The sequence below is a fragment of the Frankia sp. CcI156 genome, from assembly GCF_001983015.1.
In the GTDB taxonomy this organism is placed as follows: domain Bacteria; phylum Actinomycetota; class Actinomycetes; order Frankiales; family Frankiaceae; genus Frankia; species Frankia casuarinae.
The window spans coordinates 1-18811 of sequence record NZ_MOMD01000003.1 but is presented as its reverse complement, the minus strand read 5'-3'; the positions used below and the strand labels follow the sequence as shown (position 1 = coordinate 18811).

17 protein-coding genes are annotated in these 18811 nt (G+C 70.0%); 10 read left to right on the top strand and 7 right to left on the bottom strand.

Annotated elements, in window-relative coordinates; genetic code table 11:
- Positions 1-23 precede the first annotated feature (23 nt).
- Both proS and CcI156_RS01650 read right to left on the bottom strand, forming a co-directional pair.
- Positions 24-1430 carry a proline--tRNA ligase gene (proS, locus tag CcI156_RS01655; RefSeq protein WP_011438621.1) on the bottom strand — a complete coding sequence of 469 codons (1407 nt, stop codon included), beginning with the start codon at positions 1428-1430 and terminating at the stop codon, positions 24-26.
- Positions 1431-1592: 162 nt separating this feature from the next.
- Complete coding sequence (locus CcI156_RS01650) at positions 1593-1901, bottom strand: hypothetical protein (protein ID WP_023840709.1); 309 nt, start codon at positions 1899-1901, stop codon at positions 1593-1595.
- A gap of 1049 nt (positions 1902-2950) precedes the next feature.
- Between CcI156_RS01650 and pstS the strand changes: the two genes are divergently transcribed.
- The 5 genes from pstS (at position 2951) to CcI156_RS01620 (ending at position 8223) form a co-directional block, all read left to right on the top strand.
- Entirely contained in the window at positions 2951-4060 is a 1110-nt protein-coding gene (pstS, locus tag CcI156_RS01640; protein WP_139341397.1) for a phosphate ABC transporter substrate-binding protein PstS, read from the top strand.
- A gap of 232 nt (positions 4061-4292) precedes the next feature.
- On the top strand, positions 4293-5336 hold the full coding sequence (pstC, locus tag CcI156_RS01635; protein ID WP_076804086.1) for a phosphate ABC transporter permease subunit PstC: 1044 nt from the start codon (positions 4293-4295) through the stop codon (positions 5334-5336).
- Complete coding sequence (pstA, locus tag CcI156_RS01630) at positions 5333-6397, top strand: phosphate ABC transporter permease PstA (RefSeq protein ID WP_076804085.1); 1065 nt, start codon at positions 5333-5335, stop codon at positions 6395-6397. Before pstC ends, pstA begins: the two co-directional genes overlap by 4 nt.
- Positions 6398-6526: 129 nt before the next feature.
- Complete coding sequence (pstB, locus tag CcI156_RS01625; protein ID WP_076804084.1) at positions 6527-7303, top strand: phosphate ABC transporter ATP-binding protein PstB; 777 nt, start codon at positions 6527-6529, stop codon at positions 7301-7303.
- A 227-nt stretch (positions 7304-7530) separates the two neighbouring features.
- On the top strand, positions 7531-8223 hold the full coding sequence (locus CcI156_RS01620; RefSeq protein ID WP_371681741.1) for a response regulator transcription factor: 693 nt from the start codon (positions 7531-7533) through the stop codon (positions 8221-8223).
- Positions 8224-8240: 17 nt separating this feature from the next.
- Here CcI156_RS01620 and CcI156_RS01615 read toward each other — a convergent pair whose 3' ends face one another.
- The 4 genes from CcI156_RS01615 to CcI156_RS01600 form a co-directional block, all read right to left on the bottom strand.
- Positions 8241-9185: an A/G-specific adenine glycosylase gene (locus tag CcI156_RS01615; protein WP_076804082.1), complete on the bottom strand. Its 945-nt coding sequence runs from the start codon at positions 9183-9185 to the stop codon at positions 8241-8243.
- An 88-nt stretch (positions 9186-9273) separates the two neighbouring features.
- Positions 9274-10353, bottom strand: coding sequence for a DNA integrity scanning diadenylate cyclase DisA (disA, locus tag CcI156_RS01610; RefSeq protein WP_076804081.1), 1080 nt, complete (start codon positions 10351-10353; stop codon positions 9274-9276).
- A 131-nt stretch (positions 10354-10484) separates the two neighbouring features.
- On the bottom strand, positions 10485-11942 hold the full coding sequence (radA, locus tag CcI156_RS01605) for a DNA repair protein RadA (RefSeq protein ID WP_011438612.1): 1458 nt from the start codon (positions 11940-11942) through the stop codon (positions 10485-10487).
- A gap of 101 nt (positions 11943-12043) precedes the next feature.
- Positions 12044-12793, bottom strand: a complete 750-nt coding sequence (locus CcI156_RS01600) for a hypothetical protein (protein WP_011438611.1) — start codon at positions 12791-12793, stop codon at positions 12044-12046.
- A gap of 822 nt (positions 12794-13615) precedes the next feature.
- Between CcI156_RS01600 and CcI156_RS01595 the strand changes: the two genes are divergently transcribed.
- The 5 genes from CcI156_RS01595 to CcI156_RS01575 all read left to right on the top strand — a co-directional run bounded on the left by CcI156_RS01595 (position 13616) and on the right by CcI156_RS01575 (position 17820).
- The gene (locus CcI156_RS01595; RefSeq protein ID WP_076804080.1) at positions 13616-14098 is read left to right on the top strand and encodes a CarD family transcriptional regulator; all 483 of its coding nucleotides are present in this window, start codon (positions 13616-13618) and stop codon (positions 14096-14098) included.
- Between the two features lie 243 nt (positions 14099-14341).
- Entirely contained in the window at positions 14342-15142 is an 801-nt protein-coding gene (gene ispD, locus CcI156_RS01590) for a 2-C-methyl-D-erythritol 4-phosphate cytidylyltransferase (protein ID WP_083718258.1), read from the top strand.
- 74 nt (positions 15143-15216) lie between these two features.
- Positions 15217-15699 (top strand): 2-C-methyl-D-erythritol 2,4-cyclodiphosphate synthase, encoded by a 483-nt coding sequence (ispF, locus tag CcI156_RS01585; RefSeq protein ID WP_035729408.1) that lies wholly within the window; start codon positions 15217-15219, stop codon positions 15697-15699.
- A gap of 105 nt (positions 15700-15804) precedes the next feature.
- Complete coding sequence (locus CcI156_RS01580; protein ID WP_011438607.1) at positions 15805-16197, top strand: PPOX class F420-dependent oxidoreductase; 393 nt, start codon at positions 15805-15807, stop codon at positions 16195-16197.
- 48 nt (positions 16198-16245) lie between these two features.
- Entirely contained in the window at positions 16246-17820 is a 1575-nt protein-coding gene (locus tag CcI156_RS01575) for a cysteine--tRNA ligase (protein WP_076804079.1), read from the top strand.
- A gap of 52 nt (positions 17821-17872) precedes the next feature.
- Here the strand turns inward: CcI156_RS01575 and CcI156_RS26510 are convergent.
- Positions 17873-18811, bottom strand: a 939-nt coding sequence (locus tag CcI156_RS26510; RefSeq protein ID WP_139341396.1) for an FHA domain-containing protein, incomplete at its 5' end; no start/stop codon positions are given.

The window sequence follows — 18811 nt, the reverse complement described above, 5'->3', positions numbered from 1 at the left end:
TACCACGCCAGGGATCTTGGACGTCAGTAGGAGCGGGCGATCAGGCAGACGAGGTCGTCGGCGTCGCTGCCGGCCTCGGGGATCCCGCCGTCCGGTGTCTGGATGCACCGCACGGTGAGCGCCTCCTCGGCGAGCTCGGCCTCGCCCTCCTCGCCGACAAGGCGCCAGGGGATCCGGGCGAAGCCGGCCTGGGCGGCCCGGGCGGCCTCGGCAACGGTGGCGACGTCCGTCGTCCGGCTCTCGCGTAGGGCCAGCGCCTCGGCGTACAGGTCGGCCTGCACCTCGCCCAGCAGCACCGGCACCCGCGTGGCGACCTCGGCCAGCGGCACCGGCACCTTCTCGGAGGTGTCCCGGCGCACCAGGGTGACGTTGCCCGCGGCCAGGTCCCGCGGACCCACCTCAACCCGTACCGGGATGCCCTTGATCTCCGCGTCGGTGACCCGCCGGCCGAAGGACAACCCGGGACGGGCGTCGACCTGCACCCGAAGACCGGCGTCGGTCAGGGCGGCGGCGATCTGGCGGGCCTTCGCGACGACGGTCTCCTCGTCGCGCACCGGCAGGACCACGACCTGCGTCGGCGCCAACCGGGGCGGGACACGCAGGCCGTTGTCGTCGCCATGTGCCATGATCAGCCCGCCGACCATCCGGGTCGAGCAGCCCCACGACGTCGTCCACGCCAGATGCCGGGCTCCGTCGGCGCCGAGGAAGTCGATGTCGAAGGCACGGGCGAAGTTCTGGCCGAGCTCGTGACTGGTCGCCATCTGCAGAGCCTTGCCGTCGCCCATCATGCCCTCGCAGGTCATGGTGTTGGTCGCGCCGGCGAACCGTTCCCGGCGCGTCTTCACTCCGACGAACACCGGGACCGCCAGCACCTGCGTCATAAAGTCGCGGTAGACCTCGAGCGCGATCCGACGGGCGTAGGCCGCGGCATCGGCCTCGTCGGCGTGCGCGGTGTGGCCCTCCTGCCAGAGGAACTCGCTGCTGCGCAGGAACAGCCGGGGACGCAGCTCCCACCGGACCACGTTCGCCCACTGGTTGAGCAGCAGGGGCAGGTCACGGTAGCTCTGGGTCCACTTCGCCAGGTATTCGCCGATCACGGTCTCGCTGGTGGGCCGGACGACTACGGGCTCCTCCAGCTCCTTGCCGCCACCGATGGTGACCACCGCCAGCTCCGGGCTGAAGCCCTCGACGTGCTCGGCCTCCCGGCGCAGGTAGCTTTCGGGGATGAACAGGGGGAAGTAGGCATTGACGGCCCCGGCGGCCTTGATTCGGGAGTCCACCTCGGCCTGCATGCGTTCCCAGATCGCGTAGCCGTACGGTCGGATGACCATCGTCCCGCGGACGGGGCCGTTGTCGGCCAGCTCGGCCTTGGCGAGCACGTCCTGATACCAGCGCGGAAAGTCGGTCGAGCGGGAGGTGAGTACAGCCACCCCGCCACGATATTGCCTCGACCACGGCTCGTGGCCCCGGGGACCGGCACCTGTTGGGTCCGCCGCCCCGGCGGGCGCCTCGCGCCGGTCGCGGTCGTCTCGGCTGACGGCCCGTCGCCAGAGTGGACGGTCGCTGAGGGGACGGTCGCCAGAGTGGACGGTTCAGGTCCGGCCCGGATCGCCGCCGCGTCCGACTGGCTGCCCGTCGACCCCGCGCCGAGCATCCCGCGAAACCTCCTGGAATACCAGTGAGACGTCCACGTCGCCGTGATGGCTGACCAGCGCGGCCGTGGGGGGGACGAGGATCATCGCGGTGGTCAGGTCGGCAGCGGTGGCTCCCGGGGCGAGGAGCAGCTCGTGTTGGACGAGTAAGCCATCGTTGACGGTGACCACCTCGGCCAGTGACCGTGGCCGTCCCCCGATGACCGGACGGGGTTCTGGTAGAAGATCGTCGTTATCGACGGTGTTCATGTTCTGGTCGTCCTCCGTTGTCGTGTCGCATGTCGTGCCGCGTCTGGTTGGTGCCGCCGGCACGGGGTGCGCAGCGCCGGCCCCGGGTCGTCCGGCCAACCGGACGCGGCGGTACCCGCGGGCCCCGCGCCATGCGGTCTGCGGCTTGCCGGACCCCGCCGATCCGCCGCGTGACGGGACATCGTCGTCCCGCCACGCGGCGGTGGCTGGCCGTGGCGCGCTTCATCGCCGGGCGGGACGGCTCCCGGTGGGCGGGCGCAGGCGGATGCGCTGGTCGGGTGGACTGGTCGGGTGGAACGGACGGGTCGTGGTGCTCTTCGGCTACGCCGTTGCTTCGGCTACGCCGTTGCTTCGGCTACGCCGTTGATGCTGTCAGCCACATCGATGTTGCTTTACAGCAAAGCACGAGAACGCGGGGTTGGCTACCGGCGATCTGTGCTCAGAGTGGACGTCTGGTAACAGAGGACGAAGGTCCTGATCAGCTGCGTAGCGCGGCGCGCGGGTTGGCCGCTTCGCCGGCTCCGTCCCACTGCGTCGCAGGGCGCGGCCCCCCGGGCCGGACATGACGCGCGTCGGTGAACTTTCGATGCTTGCTGCGTCGGAAGGTTGACAGCGACGATGCCGCTCGATGACCGTGAATGATCAAGTTCCGGGCGGCTCGGCGTTCTTCCTGTCGGACTCTCGCCTGTTCCTGTCCGTTCTCATTAGGCTCCCGTCCGTTCTTGTCCGCTTCCATCCGTTCTCGTAACGCTCCCGTCCGTGACCGAGGGTCACTTGTCCACGGTGTTCCGGGCGTGGCGTGATGTTCGGGACGATGGGCGAGAGTGACTATCTGCCGATCATTTGATGCGCACAGTCATGATCGGATTGGCCATTGGCTGGCTAACCAACCGCGAAGCCGGTGATATGGATGTGTTCCGGTTGGTGATGGGTCCGCGTTCGCGGACGTTCACCTTGCGTTCATTCGAGGTGGCTTCGATTCTCGTCGGCGCCCCAGTCCAGGGGGCGGACGATTCGGCGCCGTAGCGCGCGAGAACGAAGGGCTGCTCGTGAACCGAGGCAAGCGTCAGGCCGCCATCGGGGCTGCAATGGTGGCACTGCTCACTGTGGCGGCGTGTGGCACCGACGACAACAGTGACTCCGGCGGCACCGCGGCGAAGCCGTCGAACGGGGCGAGCGCGATCGCCTGCGAGAAGGGCTCCATTACCGGATCGGGTTCCTCCGCGCAGAAGAACGCGATGGACGAATGGGTCAAGGCGTACCAGAACGCCTGCGACGGAGCAAAGATCAACTATCAGTCGACGGGGTCCTCGACCGGTCGGCAGCAGTTCGTCGCCAAGCAGGTTTCCTTCGCCGGTTCCGACTCGGCGCTGAAGGACCAGCAGAAGACCGACGCGGACAAGCGCTGTACCCCCGGTACGGCTGTCGACCTGCCGATGGTGGTCGGCCCGGTGGCGCTTATATACCACCTCTCGGGTGTCGACAAGCTCCAGCTGTCTGCCCCGACGATAGCGAAGATCTTCTMCGGCGCCATCACCAAGTGGAACGACCCGGCGATCACCGCGGAKAACAGCGGGGTTACTCTGCCTGACGCGCCGATTGCCTCGGTGCACCGGTCCGACGGTTCCGGCACCACCGACAACTTCACCAAGTTCCTGAAGGGCGCGGMCGGCGCCGCTTGGACCTTCGACTCCGGCTCGGACTGGAAGGCCCCGGGCGGCCAGGGTGCCAAGGGCAGCGACGGGGTGACTGCGACCGTGAAGTCCACCGAGAACTCGATCGGTTATACGGAGCTCTCCTACGCGGAGAACGCCGGGCTGTCCACGGTCGCGGTCAAGAACGGTGCCGGAGAGTACGTCAAGGCGAGCACGGATGGTGCCTCCCTCGGCCTGAGCACCGCGAAGGTTGCCAGCGGTGACGATCTGAAGCTCACCTTCGACTACACCGCGGCGACCAAGGGGGCCTACCCGATCTACTTGGTCACCTACGAGATCGCCTGCACCACGGGTCTCCCGGCCGACCAGGCCAAGCTGGTCAAGTCCTTCCTGACTTACACCGCGTCGGACGCGGGCCAGTCCTCGATCGCCGACCTTGGTTACGCGCCGCTGCCGGACTCGGTAGCGACTCGGGTCCGCGCGGTGGTTGACAAGCTGTCCTGACGTCGATCTGACGCAGCTCCGATCGGACTAGCCGGTGCCCGCGGTGGKGTGAACAGCCCCATCGCGGGCCCGTCGTTCGTTGACGACGACGGTGAGAGCAGCCGGGAACGGCCAGCGCATTCAGACCAGACCAGCAGCACCAGACCAGCAGCACCAGACCAGCCAAGACGGTGACGGCCAGGGCATTTCACGAGCGGGAAGTCGAGTTCGGAGCACCAGGGGAAGAGGACCCATGACGACGGAGCCGGACAGCTCGGCGGACGCCGAGTCTCGGGGTGCCGCTTCGGCGACGGCCCCATCGGGAGGTGATCGGCCGGCCGGCGGGCTGGCGGACACCTCGACAGGCAAGGCCAAGGTCGGCGTCGCTGACCTGATCTTCAAGAATGCCACCMGCACGGCCGGGGTCGGGCTGCTGGTACTGATCGCCGCGATCGCGGCCTTCCTGGTATTGCGCGCCACCGATGCCCTCGGCGCCAATACCGGGAACTTCTTCACCACGGAGGAGTGGTTCCCCAACRCCACGCCGCCGGTTTTCGGCATCGCCGCACTGCTGTTCGGCACGATGATCACCGCTGCCATCGCAATGATTATCGCTGTTCCGGTCGCGGTGGGTATCGCTCTGTTCATCACGGTGTACGCGCCGCGCCGGATGGCCTCCGCCCTCGGCTACATCGTCGATCTGCTGGCGGCCGTGCCGAGCGTCGTCTACGGCCTGTGGGGACTGCTCGTGCTCGYGCCGCACATGAAGGGCATCCAGAGCTGGCTGACCGACTACTTCGGGTGGATTCCGCTGTTCGAGACCGATCGCGGGGTCGGTCGGTCGATCTTCGTTGCCAGTGTCGTCCTCGCGATCATGATTCTGCCGATCGTCGCCGCGCTGTCCCGCGAGGTGTTCCTGCAGGTGCCCAGTGCGCATCGGGAGGCGGCGATGGCGCTGGGCGCGACCCGCTGGGAGATGATCAGAACCRCCGTCCTGCCCTACGGCAAGCCGGGCGTCATCAGCGCCTCGATGCTGGGCCTCGGGCGGGCGATGGGCGAGACCATCGCGGTTGCCCTGGTCCTGCCGGCGTCGTTCAACATCTCCTGGCAGATCCTCGCGCCGGCCGGTAACACCATCGCCGCGAACGTGGCGAACGGATGGGGCGAGGCCAACGACATCGGCCGCGGTGCGCTTATCGCGTCCGGTCTCGTGCTCTTCATCGTCACCATGCTGGTCAACATCATCGCTYGCGCCATCATCGCGCGGCGGCGTGAGTTCTTGGGGAGTGCCGCATGAAAACCGCGACCGTTCCCGGCAGCGCCGTCGCGGGCGGTGAGGACCGGCTGCAGCTGCGGGGCCGGGTCCTGCCCCGCTGGGTACCGCTCGCCGCCGCTGCCGGTGCCGTCGTCCTGACGGTCCTGATCTATCTGGTGACCTCGATCTCCAGCAGGATCCAGTTCCTCCTGCTGGTCGCCGTCTTCTTCATCCTCGCGATGACCGTGCCCTCGACGCTGGTCGAGGGCGCCCGCCGGGCCCGGGACCGGTTCGCGACGAACCTGGTCTACGCCGCCTTCCTGCTAGCGGTCATCCCCCTGCTCGCGGTGCTCGTGAATGTGATCGAGAAGGGTGCGAGGCGGCTGCGCCCCGGATTCTTCACTCACTCGATGAACGGCATCGGTGCCCGTGACGTCGGCGGTGGYATCTACCACGCGATCATCGGCACAGTGGAGCAGGTCGCGTTGGCGAGCCTGCTGGCCGTGCCGTTCGGTCTGCTGGTGGCCATCTACCTGGTGGAATATGGCCGCGGCCGGGTCAGCCGGGTGATCAGTTTCTTTGTCGACGTGCTCACCGGTCTTCCCTCGATCATCGCGGGTCTGTTCATCCTGGCGTTCTGGATCCTCGCCCTTCACCAGGGCTTCTCCGGATTCGCGGGTGCCCTGGCCCTCACGGTGCTCATGATTCCGATCGTGGTGCGCTCCGCCGAGGAAATGCTGAAGCTCGTTCCGGACGAGCTGCGGGAGGCCAGCTACGCCCTCGGGGTGGCGCGTTGGCGGACCATCCTCAAGGTGGTCGTCCCCACCGCGTTGCCCGGGATCGTGACCGGCGTCATGCTCGCGGTCGCCCGCGTTGCCGGCGAGACCGCGCCGCTGCTGCTGACCGTCTTCGGCACGAACCTCATCAACGCCAACCCGTTCTCCGGGGAGCAGTCCGCACTGCCGCTGTACATCTACTCGCAGGCCGGCCAGCCGCAGCAGGCGGCGGTGGACCKGGCCTGGGCCGCCGCCCTGGTACTCATCGTCATCATCATGCTGCTCAACTTCATCGCTCGTCTGATCGCCGGACGCTCGCGGCTGTGATGACCCTGGCTCGGGACGGCGGCATGGCACAGATCACGCCCTATTCCATTCTCACGTCCTATCCCATCCCATCCCATCTGATCCGATCATCTGAAACAGCATCCAGGAAGATCGTGAGTCGAGGTAGMCATGGCCACCCGCATCGACGTTTCYGGGCTGACGGCGTACTATGGGAAGTTCAAAGCCGTAGCCGACGTGAACCTGACCATCGARCCGAAGAACGTCACCGCATTCATCGGGCCGTCCGGATGCGGAAAGTCGACGGTGCTGCGCACGCTCAACCGGATGCACGAGGTGCTTCCGGGGGCCCGGGTCGAGGGGCAGGTACTCCTCGACGGTGAGGATCTGTACGGGCCCGGGATGGACCCGGTGGCCGTCCGCCGCACCGTCGGGATGGTCTTCCAGCGACCGAACCCGTTCCCGACCATGTCCATCTACGAGAACGTCATCGCCGGGCTCAAGCTGAACGGGGTCCGCAAGAAGGCGCTCCTCGACGAGCGGGTCGAGGAGTCACTGCGGGGCGCGAACCTCTGGGAGGAGGTCAAGGACCGGCTGGGCCGGCCGGGCGCGGGCCTGTCCGGCGGGCAGCAGCAGCGGCTCTGCATTGCCCGGGCGATCGCGGTGGAGCCGCAGGTCCTGCTGATGGACGAGCCGTGCTCCGCGCTCGACCCGATCTCCACTCTTGCGATCGAGGATCTGATCGCGAAGTTGAAGTCGAGCTTCACCATCGTCATCGTCACCCACAACATGCAGCAGGCGTCGCGGGTCAGCGACTCGACCGCCTTCTTCTCGTTGGAGAAGACCGGCGAMCCCGGCCGCCTCGTCGAGTACGACAAGACCTCGCAGATCTTCAGCAACCCCAAGGAAAAGCGGACCGAGGACTACATCTCCGGACGGTTCGGCTGACGGCCGGCGGGATTGGCGGACAGGACGCGCGGATGCTCCCGGTACCGCGTGGGGCCGGTCAACCGGGGGGGCAAGACCGTGGCTCGGCAGACGAGGACCCGGCGGTTTCGGTAGGCCCGGCGGTCGCGGCGGTAGACCCGTCAGCCGACGGACGTCGGTACCGCGGCCCGTCCGGTGGGCCGCGGAGACGGACGACGGGCACCGGGCCGGGGAGCTGCCCGGCGCTGTTGATCGCGGACGAGGACGTCGACGACGGCATGCTCGACGCCTTCGTCGAGAACGGTGTCGAGGTCAGCGTGGTGGCCGACGGGGCGCTGGCCCTGTTGGAGATCGGTCTGCGACATCCGGCCGCGCTGCTGATCAGTGCCCGGCTGCCCGTGGTGGACGGGGTGACCGTCGTGCGGACGGTGCGTAGCGTGCCCGGTCACGACGACGTGCCGATTCTCCTCGCGGTCGGCCCCGATGACCGGCCGCGAGCCGCCGCCGGACTCGACGCGGGGGCCAGCGCCTGCGTCGRCAAGCCGTACCGGGTTCCCGAGGTCCTCGCGATGGTGGGGTTCATCGGAATCGGACGGGCCGGAACGTATCCGCCTCGGATGCGCGAGCCGGAGGTGCTGCGCGGCGGACGGGTGCAGCTGGACCGCGCGGCACACGAGGTCCGCCTCGACGGGGCCGTGGTCCCGGTCCCGCCGCGGGAGTTTCGGCTGCTCGCGCTGCTCCTGGAACAGGCGGGCCGGGTCGTCCCGCGCGAGACGCTGCTGCGGGAGGTCTGGGGTTCGGCGCAGACGGAGACGAACACGCTCGCCGTGCACGTGCGGCGGCTGCGGCGGCGGCTGGGCGAGACGGCCGGCCAGCCGACGGTCATCGAGAGCATCCGCGGGGTCGGCTACCGCTTCCGCGCCGTTCCCGATCCGGGTTGAGCCCTTCCGCAGGGACGTCAGCTGGGCAGCGCGTAGACGCCCGGCGCCACCCGTACCACGAGACCGTCGTCGATCAGCCCGGCGAGGGCGCGGGTCCGCTGCACCGGATCGTCCCAGACCTGGTCAAGGATCTCCTGACCCACCGCCGGACTGGCGTCACGCAGGACGGCGAGCAGCCGGCCGCGGACCTGGCGGTCGGTGCCGGCGTACCCCTGGGGCCGGCGTGCGGGTCCCGCGCTCGGCGGGCTGCCCGCGGACACCCACGCACACCGTCCCAGCAGGGGGCAGGCGGCGCAGCGAGGCGCCCGGGCAACGCAGACCAGCGCGCCGAGCTCCATGAACGCGGCGCTGGCCCGGGCGGCCGTCTCGGTGTCCGGCGGCAGCAGCTCCGCGATCTCGACCAGGTCGCGGCGGCTGACCGTGGCCGGCGGGTCGGCTCTTCCCTCGACGGCCCGGGCGAACAGCCGGCGCACGTTGACGTCTACGACCGGATGACGCTGGCGGAAGGCGAAGGCGGCAACCGCCCGCGCGGTGTACGTCCCGATGCCGGGCAGCGCGAGGAGATCGTCGAGGTGTTGGGGGATCTCGCCATCGTGCCGTTCGACGACGACGGTCGCCGCCTGGTGCAGCCGCAGGGCGCGCCGGGGGTAGCCCAACCGGCCCCACGCCCGGACGGCCTCCCCGGCCGGCTCGGCGGCGAGCGCGGYGGGCGTCGGCCACCGGTCCAGCCACGCCTCCCAGACCGGCAGCACCCGGCTGACCGGGGTCTGCTGCAGCATCACCTCGCTGACCATGATTGCCCAGGGGCTCGTCAGGGGACGGCGCCACGGTAGGTCTCGGCCACAGACGGCGAACCAGTCCAGGACGAGATCGGCCAGTGGTCCGGACGCGCTGCTGATTCCGGCTGGGCTGGCTGGGCCGGCTRTGCTGGCTGTGCTGGCTGGGCTGGTCATTCCCGCCATCGTGCCAGGCGACCAGGCCGGCCGGAGGCGGCAGGCGGCCTCCCGTCGCCTTCGGCTACCACACGTAGCATTACCGTGTGTAGCGTTACTATACGTAGCGTTCGAGAATGCTTGACTCGGCGAGCCGGGAGAGGCCCTCGCGGACCGCTCGGGCGCGGGTCTCCCCGACGCCGTCAACGGCCTGCAGATCGTCGACCCCGGCGGCGAGCAGTTTCTGCAGGGTGCCGAAATGGTCGACGAGCCGGTCGACCACCATCCGTGGCAGCCGGGGCACCTTCGCCAGCATGCGGTAGCCGCGTGGACTGATCTGCCGGTCCAGGATGTCCGCCCCGCCGGAGAATCCGATCACCCGGGCGAGGACGGTGAGATCGAGCAGGTCGGTCGGAGACATCGCGGACAGCTCACCCAGGACCTGCGCGGGCGTCCCCGCCTTCGACCCGATCGGCAGATAGTCGCGGACGGTGAGTTCACGCTCGGTCTCGACCCCGGCCATCAGCTCCTCGAGCTGCAGGGACAGCAGCCGGCCGTCGGTGCCGAGTTCGACGACGTAGCCTTCGATCTCGTCGGCTATGCGGCGCACCATCTCCAGCCGCTGGCTCACCGAGATCGCGTCGCGGACCGTGACGAGGTCCTCGATCTCCAGCGCGGACAGGGTGCCCGCGACCTCGTCTAGCCGCAGCTTGTAACGCTCGAGGGTAGCCAGGGCCTGGTTCGCCCGGGACAGGATGGCGGCCGAGTCGTCCAGCACGTACCGCTGCCCGGCGACGTACAGCGCGATGATGTGCATCGACTGGCTGACCGAGATGACGGGGAACTCGGCCTGCTTGGCGACCCGCTCGGCGGTTCGGTGCCGCGTGCCGGACTCCTCTKTCGGCACCGTCGGATCCGGCACCAGATGCACCGCCGCGCGGACGATGCGCTGCAGGTCGGACGACAGCACGATCGCGCCGTCCATCTTGGCCAGCTCGCGCAGCCGGGTCGCCGAGAACTCCACGTCGAGCTCGAAGCCGCCGGTGCACAGACCCTCGACGACCTTGTCGTGGCCGAGGACGATCAGTGCGCCGGTGTGCCCGCGCAGGATGCGTTCCAGGCCGTCGCGAAAGGGGGTTCCGGGCGCGACCGCGGCCAGTGTCGCCCGGAAGATGTCGTCTCCGGGTGGTCCTGCCATCAGGCTCCCTCAGCTCCTTGGCTTCCCCCACCGTCTCCCATTACCACTGTCGTGATGCTATCGGGGCGACGGGAGCCGGTGGGGTCCACCTCATCGTGAAGTACCGATATGGTTAGAAAAATACACACTTTCTATGTTTCATGCATTTTGCTGATCGCGCCGATCAGGTCGGGTACCTCGGTGACTTTCATGCCGTCCGGAGCCGGGCCGGGGTCCGCCGGAACGAGCGCCCGGCGAAAGCCGAGCCGGGCCGCGGCGGCGAGCCGTTGGCGTACCGAGCCCACCGCGCGGACCTCCCCGGCCAGGCCGACCTCGCCGATGGCGACGAGATCGGCCGGCAACGGACGGTCCCTGGCCGCGCTGACGATCGCCAAGGCCGTCGCGAGGTCCGCCGCGGGCTCGGCCAACCGAACCCCGCCGACGGTCGCGGCGTACACGTCGGCCCGGCCGAAGCGCACCTTCGCCCGGCGCTCGACCACGGCGAGAATCATCGCCACCCGGGCCGGATCGAGCCCGGACACGGCGCGCCGGGGGATCTGCGCCGAGGTTTCCGCCACCAGGGCCTGAACCTCGGCGACGAGTGGCCGTCGGCCCTCAACCGTTACGGTGACACAGGTTCCCGGCACCGCCTCCAGCCCCGCGCCGCTGGACCGGGACAGGAACAGCCCGCTCGGGTCGGCGATGCCATGGATACCGGAATCGTCCATCTCGAAACAGCCGACCTCGTCGGCTGGTCCGTACCGATTCTTGCCCGCGCGGACCAGGCGCAGTGCGGAGTGCCGCTCGCCCTCGAAGTGCAGCACCACGTCGACCAGATGTTCCAGGAGGCGTGGTCCGGCGACCAGGCCATCCTTCGTGACATGGCCGACAAGCACCGTCACGAGTCCCAGCGCCTTGGCCGTCCGGATCAGGGCCGCGGTGACCTCACGGACCTGGGTGACCCCGCCCGCGGCTCCGTCCACCCCGGCCGCGGAGATGGTCTGCACCGAATCGACCACCAGCAGGGCCGGTGAGACCTCCTCGACGTGACGCAGGACGGCGCCGAGGTCCGTCTCGGCGGCGATCCACAGGTCCTCGTGCAGCGCACCCGTCCGACCCGCCCGCAGCCTGACCTGCGCCGCGGATTCCTCCCCGGTGACGACCAGGGCGCGGGCACCGGCGGCGGCGCTGCGGGCCGCGACCTCCAGTAATAGGGTGGACTTGCCGACCCCCGGTTCCCCGGCGAGCAGGATCACGGCGCCGGGAACGAGGCCGCCGCCCAGCACGCGGTCGAGTTCGTCGATCCCGGTCGGACGACGCCGCGTCGCGGTCACGTCAACGGACATGACCGGCAGAGCCGGTGCCGTCACTGCGGCGGACGAGGCGGAACGACCCCCCGCGACCAGGCCGGCCCCCCGGCGTGGGGCGGGGGCCTGGGCCTCCAGCGTGCCCCACTCCTGGCAGCGCGAGCATCGTCCCGCCCACCGCACGGACTCCGAGCCGCAGCTGTTACACCGGAACCCGCCTGAGGCCGCACGACTCGACGGGCGACCGCCGGCCGACGGGCGAGTGGATGCCATGGACGCAACGTTAGTCCGCTGGTCCGACATGTCGGCGACAGCGGCGCGCGGAATGGGTTCCCGGGCGTCGGGTACCCGCGAATGGGGATACCCCGGCCGGATCCCGCTGGGCGGGTCAGCCCAGCGGCGGGTCAGCCCGCGGTGGTGGCGCCGGCCGCAGGGCTCGCGGCGGGGGCCGACGTGACCCGGGAAGCGGCAGTCGACGAGGTCGTGCCGACCGTCGAGGCCGGCGTGGCGCCGGCCGACGGCGAGGCGGACTGCCCTGCCCGCGGCGTCCCGGTGACCGCGCCCGGAGCCGCCGAGGCGCCGGGCGCGGGCTGCTCTACCGGGACGTCCAGGGTGATGCTGCCGGCCTTGGCGAAGGTGATGGTGACGGGCACCTGGGACCCGATCAACAGGTTCTGCTGGACGTTCTGCAGGGTCGGCGCGGAGCCGTCGGCAATGAAGATCTTTCCGGAACCGGGTGGCAGCTCGGCGGGGCTCGGGACCCTGCCGCCCGCCGCCAGGGGGGAGGACACACCGATGATGGTGTCAGGCTCGGTGCCCGCGTTGAAGAACGCCGAGACGATCTGTGCGGAGTCTCCCCGGGACAGCGGGCCTGCCACATAGACATTGCGTAGCGTGATGCTGCCGACGGCGCTCGAGACGCTGTTGGTCGTGGTCCGGGCGAGGTTTGTCACCGCGTCGTTGCCGGAAGCGCAGCTTGCCAGGCCAGCGGACCCGACCACCGAGGCCAGGAGCGCGACACCGATCCGGTGGGAGGCGATGCGCCGCCTGAAGGTGGACTGTCGGCCGGCGTCGTGGCCCGACTCCGGGGCGGCGGACGCCCCGCCGACGGCGGGTGTGGCTGACGTGAAACGGGCACCCAGACGGCGGCTCACAGCTCGGTGGCTCCTCCTGCGCGAGACCGGTGCCTCGGGTGCGCACCGGTGCTGGTTGACGGTCGCCCCGGGGAGCGACCACCGGTGGCGCCGCCTCCACCGCCGGCCGTCGTAACCGGTGCGGAGGGGTCACCCCCGGTGCCCGGATGATTCGGTCTAAGACGGTCCGTCTCCCGACTCACCCGTGCGGGGCTAACACTAGCCATCCCCCGGCATCACGTGCGGCGGCTGTGGGCGGTACGAGACCCGCGGATCCGGCCCAGGAGCACGCTCGGGCCGGATTTCGGCGCCCTATCCGGGCCGGCTGGCCTGGGCGATCGGTCCGAGCGACCCCGGACGTDGGCAGCATCACGGCGTGGGGGGAGTCACGACCTGTCGGGCGACCCGGCGAGCGCCGTCCGTTCCGTGGCGATAGCCCATTTTCATGACGAGATGACCGTTACATAGCGATGTGTCGCGATGTGTCCGGTGTGCCGCGGCGGGACCGGTCGGGTGGATCGGGTGGGCCGGGGCCCGGGYGGGACCCCGTGCCGGCCCGCGCCGGGGGTTCGCCATGCGGCCCGCGCTCAACGTACAGCCAACATCCGCCGGATCGTCACCCATTTTACCTGGTAGGACATCTTCGATGTCGGTGCGCGGCGATCTGACGGGTGGCTGGGCGGATCTGTAGTCCCTGGGTGTCCGTCCTCCGGAGCGGGTGGCCGGAAGGCGGCGCCGGGTCCCTCACCCTGGCGTTGCTGGTCTTGAGTACCTGCAGCGTGCGTCTGACCTGCGGCGATGCGTGCGTGTTACGCTGGTAGAGGCGGAAGGGGCACGTGACACATGGCGTTCCAAGTCGGCGAGACCGTTGTTTACCCGCATCATGGTGCTGCTCTGATTGACGCGATTGAAACTCGCGTCATCAAGGGCKAGGAAAAACTCTATCTCGTGCTGAAGGTCGCTCAGGGCGATCTGACTGTCCGAGTTCCGGCCGACAACGTCGGCATGGTCGGGGTGCGTGACGTCGTCGGGCAGGACGGGCTGGAACGGGTGTTCGAGGTGCTCCGCGCCCCGCACACCGAGGAGCCCACCAACTGGTCACGACGGTACAAGGCAAATCTTGAGAAGCTCGCCTCCGGCGATGTGAACAAGGTGGCTGAAGTCGTCCGTGACCTGTGGCGACGCGATCGCGAACGCGGTCTTTCCGCGGGCGAGAAGCGAATGTTGAGCAAGGCCCGGCAAATCCTCGTCAGCGAGCTTGCGCTCGCCGAGGGCACCAACGAGGACAAGGCGGAGGCCATGCTCGACGAGGTTCTCGCCGGATGATCGTAGGCTCGTTGGCGCAGGCGTAATTCGTCCGGCCGACAGGCGATCTATTCGGCACGGCATGATAATCCGGAAAGGCATTCTCTTTCCGGGAGACCGCCGTCCCGAGCGCGTTGCCGACTCAGGTTCCGGCTGAGTGGGCGTCGAGACGGTGGTGGGCGGTGTTGCGCCCACCGGCGGCTCGCGCCGAGCCGGCTGGATCGGCCAGGCCCTCGTGGCGGATGGCACACGGGAGGTCCTGTGGTGGGCGAAGGTCACCGGTTGCCGGTGGCGAGCCCCCGGGTGGCGGCGATCGTGCCGGCTGCCGGCCGGGGTGAGCGGCTGGGGGGAGGTACTCCCAAGGCGCTGCGAGCCCTCGGGGGCAGGCCCATGCTGGTGCGCACGGTGGAATCGTTGCGTCGCTCCAGGCTGGTGACGCAGATTGTCGTCGCGGCGCCACCGACGCTGGTCGATGCCGTGGCCCAGTTGCTTGGCGGGGACGTGTATGTGATCGCCGGAGGCGCCGAGCGGGTGGATTCGGTCCGCCGCGCCCTGCGAGCCGTGGACGACGACGTCTCCGTGGTACTGGTCCACGACGCCGCCCGGCCGCTGACGCCCCCCGAGCTGGTCGACGCGGTGGCGGCTGCGGTGCTCGACGGACATCCCGCGGTGATTCCCGTCGTGCCGCTGGCCGACACGGTCAAGGAGGTGGACGCCGACGGGCGGGTGGTGCGTACCCCGCCGCGGGACGGTTTGCGAGCCGTGCAGACCMCGCAGGGATTCCGCCGCGACGTGCTGAGCGCCGCGTATGCGCTCGAGGACATCGCTGTGACCGACGATGCGGGCCTGGTGGAGGCTCTGGGAGTGCCGGTGACGACCATTCCCGGCGCGCAGGAGGCATTCAAGGTGACTCGACCGGCGGATCTCGTGCTCGCCGAGGCGCTACTCGCCCGCTGCGACCCCGCGGACGACGCCCGGTCCGCGGAGGCCCGGTCCGCGGAGGCCCGGTCCGAGGAGCCTCAGTTCGCGGGTGCCCGGTCCACGGACGCCCGGAGTGGCGGATGACCGGCGGCCCGCGGTGGGACGAGCCCGTCGTGGACGCCGCGCCCATCAGCCGGCAGGCCCCCGCGTCCAGCTTGGTGAACACGGTGATCCTGCCCCGGGTCGGCGTCGGGGTCGATGTGCATCCGTTCGCCGCCGGCCGGCCGTGCTGGGTGGCCTGCCTGGAATGGCCGGGGGAGACCGGGCTCGCCGGACACTCCGACGGGGACGTCGCCGCACACGCGGCCTGTGACGCACTTCTCACCGCCTCGTGCCTCGGTGATCTGGGTCGGGTGTTCGGCACGGACCGACCGGAGTACGCGGGTGCGTCGGGCGCGGTCCTGCTGGCTGAGACGGCTCGGCTTCTCGGTGCCGCCGGTTGGGCGATCGGCAACGTCTCGGTCCAGGTCATCGGGAACCGGCCCAGGATGGCCGGGCGTCGCGAGGATGCGCAGAAGGCGATGTCCGTGGCCTTGGGCGCATCGGTGAGCCTGTCGGCCACCACCACCGACGGACTCGGCCTCACCGGGCGGGGCGAAGGCTTGGCCGCCATCGCGACCGCGCTCGTCATCCGCGCCTGACGGCGGGCCCGTCAGGCGGTGATATGCCGTTTTGTCATCGACTGACTGCGTGCCGGCGCGGAGATGAGAGGGTGGGCCGACCCTGGCCCCTCCCCGAGGAGTCTGATGGCTGACCGCCTTCCCGAGCCGGTGAGGGCCCTTGCCGACGCCCGGACCTACGTCGTTCTGGCGACGATCCAGCCCGACGGCTCGCCGCGGATGACCGTGCTGTGGGTGGACCGCGACGAGGACGAACTGCTGCTGTCCACGGTGCGGGGACGTGCGAAGGAACGCGACATCGCAAGGGATCCGCGGGTCGGACTGATGTTCCTCGACCAGGGCGATCCCTACGGTTACGTCGAGGTCCGCGGGACCGCGACCCTGACCGAGGAGGGCGGYCGGGAACTGATCGACCGGCTGTCGGTGAAGTACACCGGAGACGTGTACCGGTGGGATGATCCGGATGAGGTCAGGGTGGTCGTCCGGGTCGTGGCGGACCGGGTACTGACGGTCGGCTGACCCTCCCCTTGGGTCCCGTCGATCGAGYGGGGGCCGTACCCTTGACAGATGGGTCTCCACCTCTACGACACGCGCAGGCGGCGTGTGCGGCCATTCGAGCCGCTACGCCCCGGTCACGTGGGCGTCTACGTGTGTGGGCCCACCGTGCAGGCGGCCCCGCACGTGGGCCACATCCGCACGGCGCTGCCCTTCGACCTGCTGCGCCGGTGGCTGGTGCAGTCCGGCCGTTCGGTGACCTTCGTGCAGAACGTCACCGACATCGACGACAAAATCATCATCAACGCGGATCGGGACGGCACCTCGGTCTGGGAGCTCGCCACCCGGCAGACCCGCGCGTTCGACGACGCCTACCGCATTCTCGGGATCCTGCCCCCGACGATCCAGCCGCGCGCCACCGGTCACATCCCCGAGATGATCGCGCTGGTGTCGGCCCTCGTGGAGGGGGGCTACGCGTACGCCAGCGGCGGTTCGGTCTGGTTCCGGGTGGGTGCGTTCGCCGACTACGGAGCACTGTCCCACCAGCGACCCGACGCGATGCAACCGTCCGTGGAAGCCGAGCCCGGCAAGGCCGACCCCCGCGACTTCGCGTTGTGGAAGGCAGCCAGGCCCGGTGAACCGTTCTGGTCGTCCCCCTGGGGTGACGGCCGGCCGGGCTGGCATCTGGAATGCTCTGCGATGGCCRGAAAATACCTCGGCCCGGTCTTCGACATCCACGGCGGCGGACTCGACCTGGTTTTCCCGCACCACGAGAACGAACGGGCCCAGACGGTCTGCGCCGCCACGGCCCGCCCGGCGTCGAACGCGGCTTCGGCCGATTCGCCCGGCCCCGGTGGTGGCGAGCCCGGTGGTGGCGAGCCCAGTAGCGGCGAGATGGCGCGCTACTGGATGCACGTCGGCCTGCTGACGACCGGCGGGACGAAGATGTCGAAGTCGTTGGGAAATTCCGTCCTGGTGGCCGACGCCCTCGACGCGGTCCGTCCGCAGGTTCTGCGTTATCACCTGCTTTCCGCGCACTACCGGTCCACGCTCGAGTACAGCGCCGAGGCACTGGCGGAATCCACCGCGGCCCACGACCGKGTGGAGACCTTTGTCCGCAACGCGTTGGACATCCTCGGCGGGCCCGGGGAGGCGGYGGCACTGGCGGCCGACGAGGTCGTCTCGTCGGTGGCAGGGGCGCAGCCGACGGTGGCCGGAGCCCGGCCGGTGCCGGTTCCCGGGCCGGGTGGTGAGTCGAGGCTCACTCCGCGGCGGGCCTGGTCCGATTTCACCATCGCCATGGACGATGATCTCGCCGTCGGGCGTGCGCTGGCGGCCCTGTTCGGCGCGGTGAGTCAGGGAAACCAGGTGCTGTCGAAGGCCCACAGCCGGGAGCTGGCCGGGTGGGTGGACGTGACCCGCCGGATGCTGAACATCTTCGGTCTCGACCCGCATGAGCAGTGGCCCACCGCAGGTGCCGAGTTCAGGCCGGCGCTGGACGGCGCGATGCAGGTCGTGCTGGATCTGAGGTCCGCGGCCCGGGCCCGACGGGACTACGCGGAAGCCGACGCCATCCGGTCGAGACTGGCAGCCGCCGGCCTGATCGTGGAGGACACTCCAGAGGGCCAGCGCTGGCATCTGGCCTGATCCGATCGGCGGGTCGCCTGCCGCCCCGGACAGCGGCAGGCGACCTGGTAGATCAGCGGGCGCGCAATGTGATGCGCGTCCAGGCGCCCAGGTAGACCCGGTCCCCGTCACGAAGCGGAACGGGCTGGCCGGGCTCGATGGGGTCCGGTTCGTCGTTCAGTCGGGTGCCGTTGGTGGAGCCCGGGTCGCGGACCGCGTAACCGCCGTCGGGCAGCAGTTCGAACAGGGCGTGGCTGCGGGAGATCCCTGGGTCCTCCGGCGCTCCGGACAGGTCGATGTCGGGATGGATGCCACGGGACTCGCTGCGCCGTCCCACGAGCATCTGAGAGCCGGCCAGGGCGAAGACCCGACGAGGGTAGAAGGTCGGGAACGGGACCCGGTGGTCGTYRCCGCTGTCGTAGTACTCGCGCTCCGCCTCGACGATGGCCTCCCAGACGGTGYTGCCCGCCGACGCGCGGTCCCGGTCCCATCCGGCACCACGCCCGGCGCCGGCCCGCGGGTCGTCGAGGACCGCGTCACGGGGGTCGACGTGGCCGCCGCGGGTGCCGCCGAGTTCCGGATCGCCCAGTCGCGGATCGCCCAGTCGCGGATCGCCCAGTCGCGGATCGCCCAGCCGCGGATCACTCAGCCGCGGATCACTCAGTCGCGGATCACTCAGCCGCGGGTCGGCGCCGGGCCGAGCGTGCCGCGGGTCGGTCGTGTGCCGCGGGTCGGTTGTGTGCCGCGGGTTGCCGCCCCGGCTCTGGGTGACCCGGTCGCCGGCTGGCGCGGGCGGGGCGGAGGCGTCCATGCCCAGCGGGTCCGCACCGTAGCCGTACTCGGCGTCGCGCCGGCTCCGGCGGTGCGTGTCCGACTCGCGATCAAGGTCRCCCCGCGGATCCGGATATCCACCCGGCGTCCGGCTGTCGCGGCCGGTGGGGTAGCCGCCGCGGTCGGCCCGGTCGTCATGGCCGCGGCTGTAGGGGTCGCGGTCGTAGGGATCGCGGGGATC

What these genes read in the sequence shown, in the direction of transcription:
- radA (WP_011438612.1), bottom strand. Translation starts at nt 11,942, where the DNA reads ATGTCGGACCAGCGGACTAACGTTGCGTCCATGGCATCCACTCGCCCG.
- CcI156_RS01650 (WP_023840709.1), bottom strand. Translation starts at nt 1,901, where the DNA reads ATGAACACCGTCGATAACGACGATCTTCTACCAGAACCCCGTCCGGTC.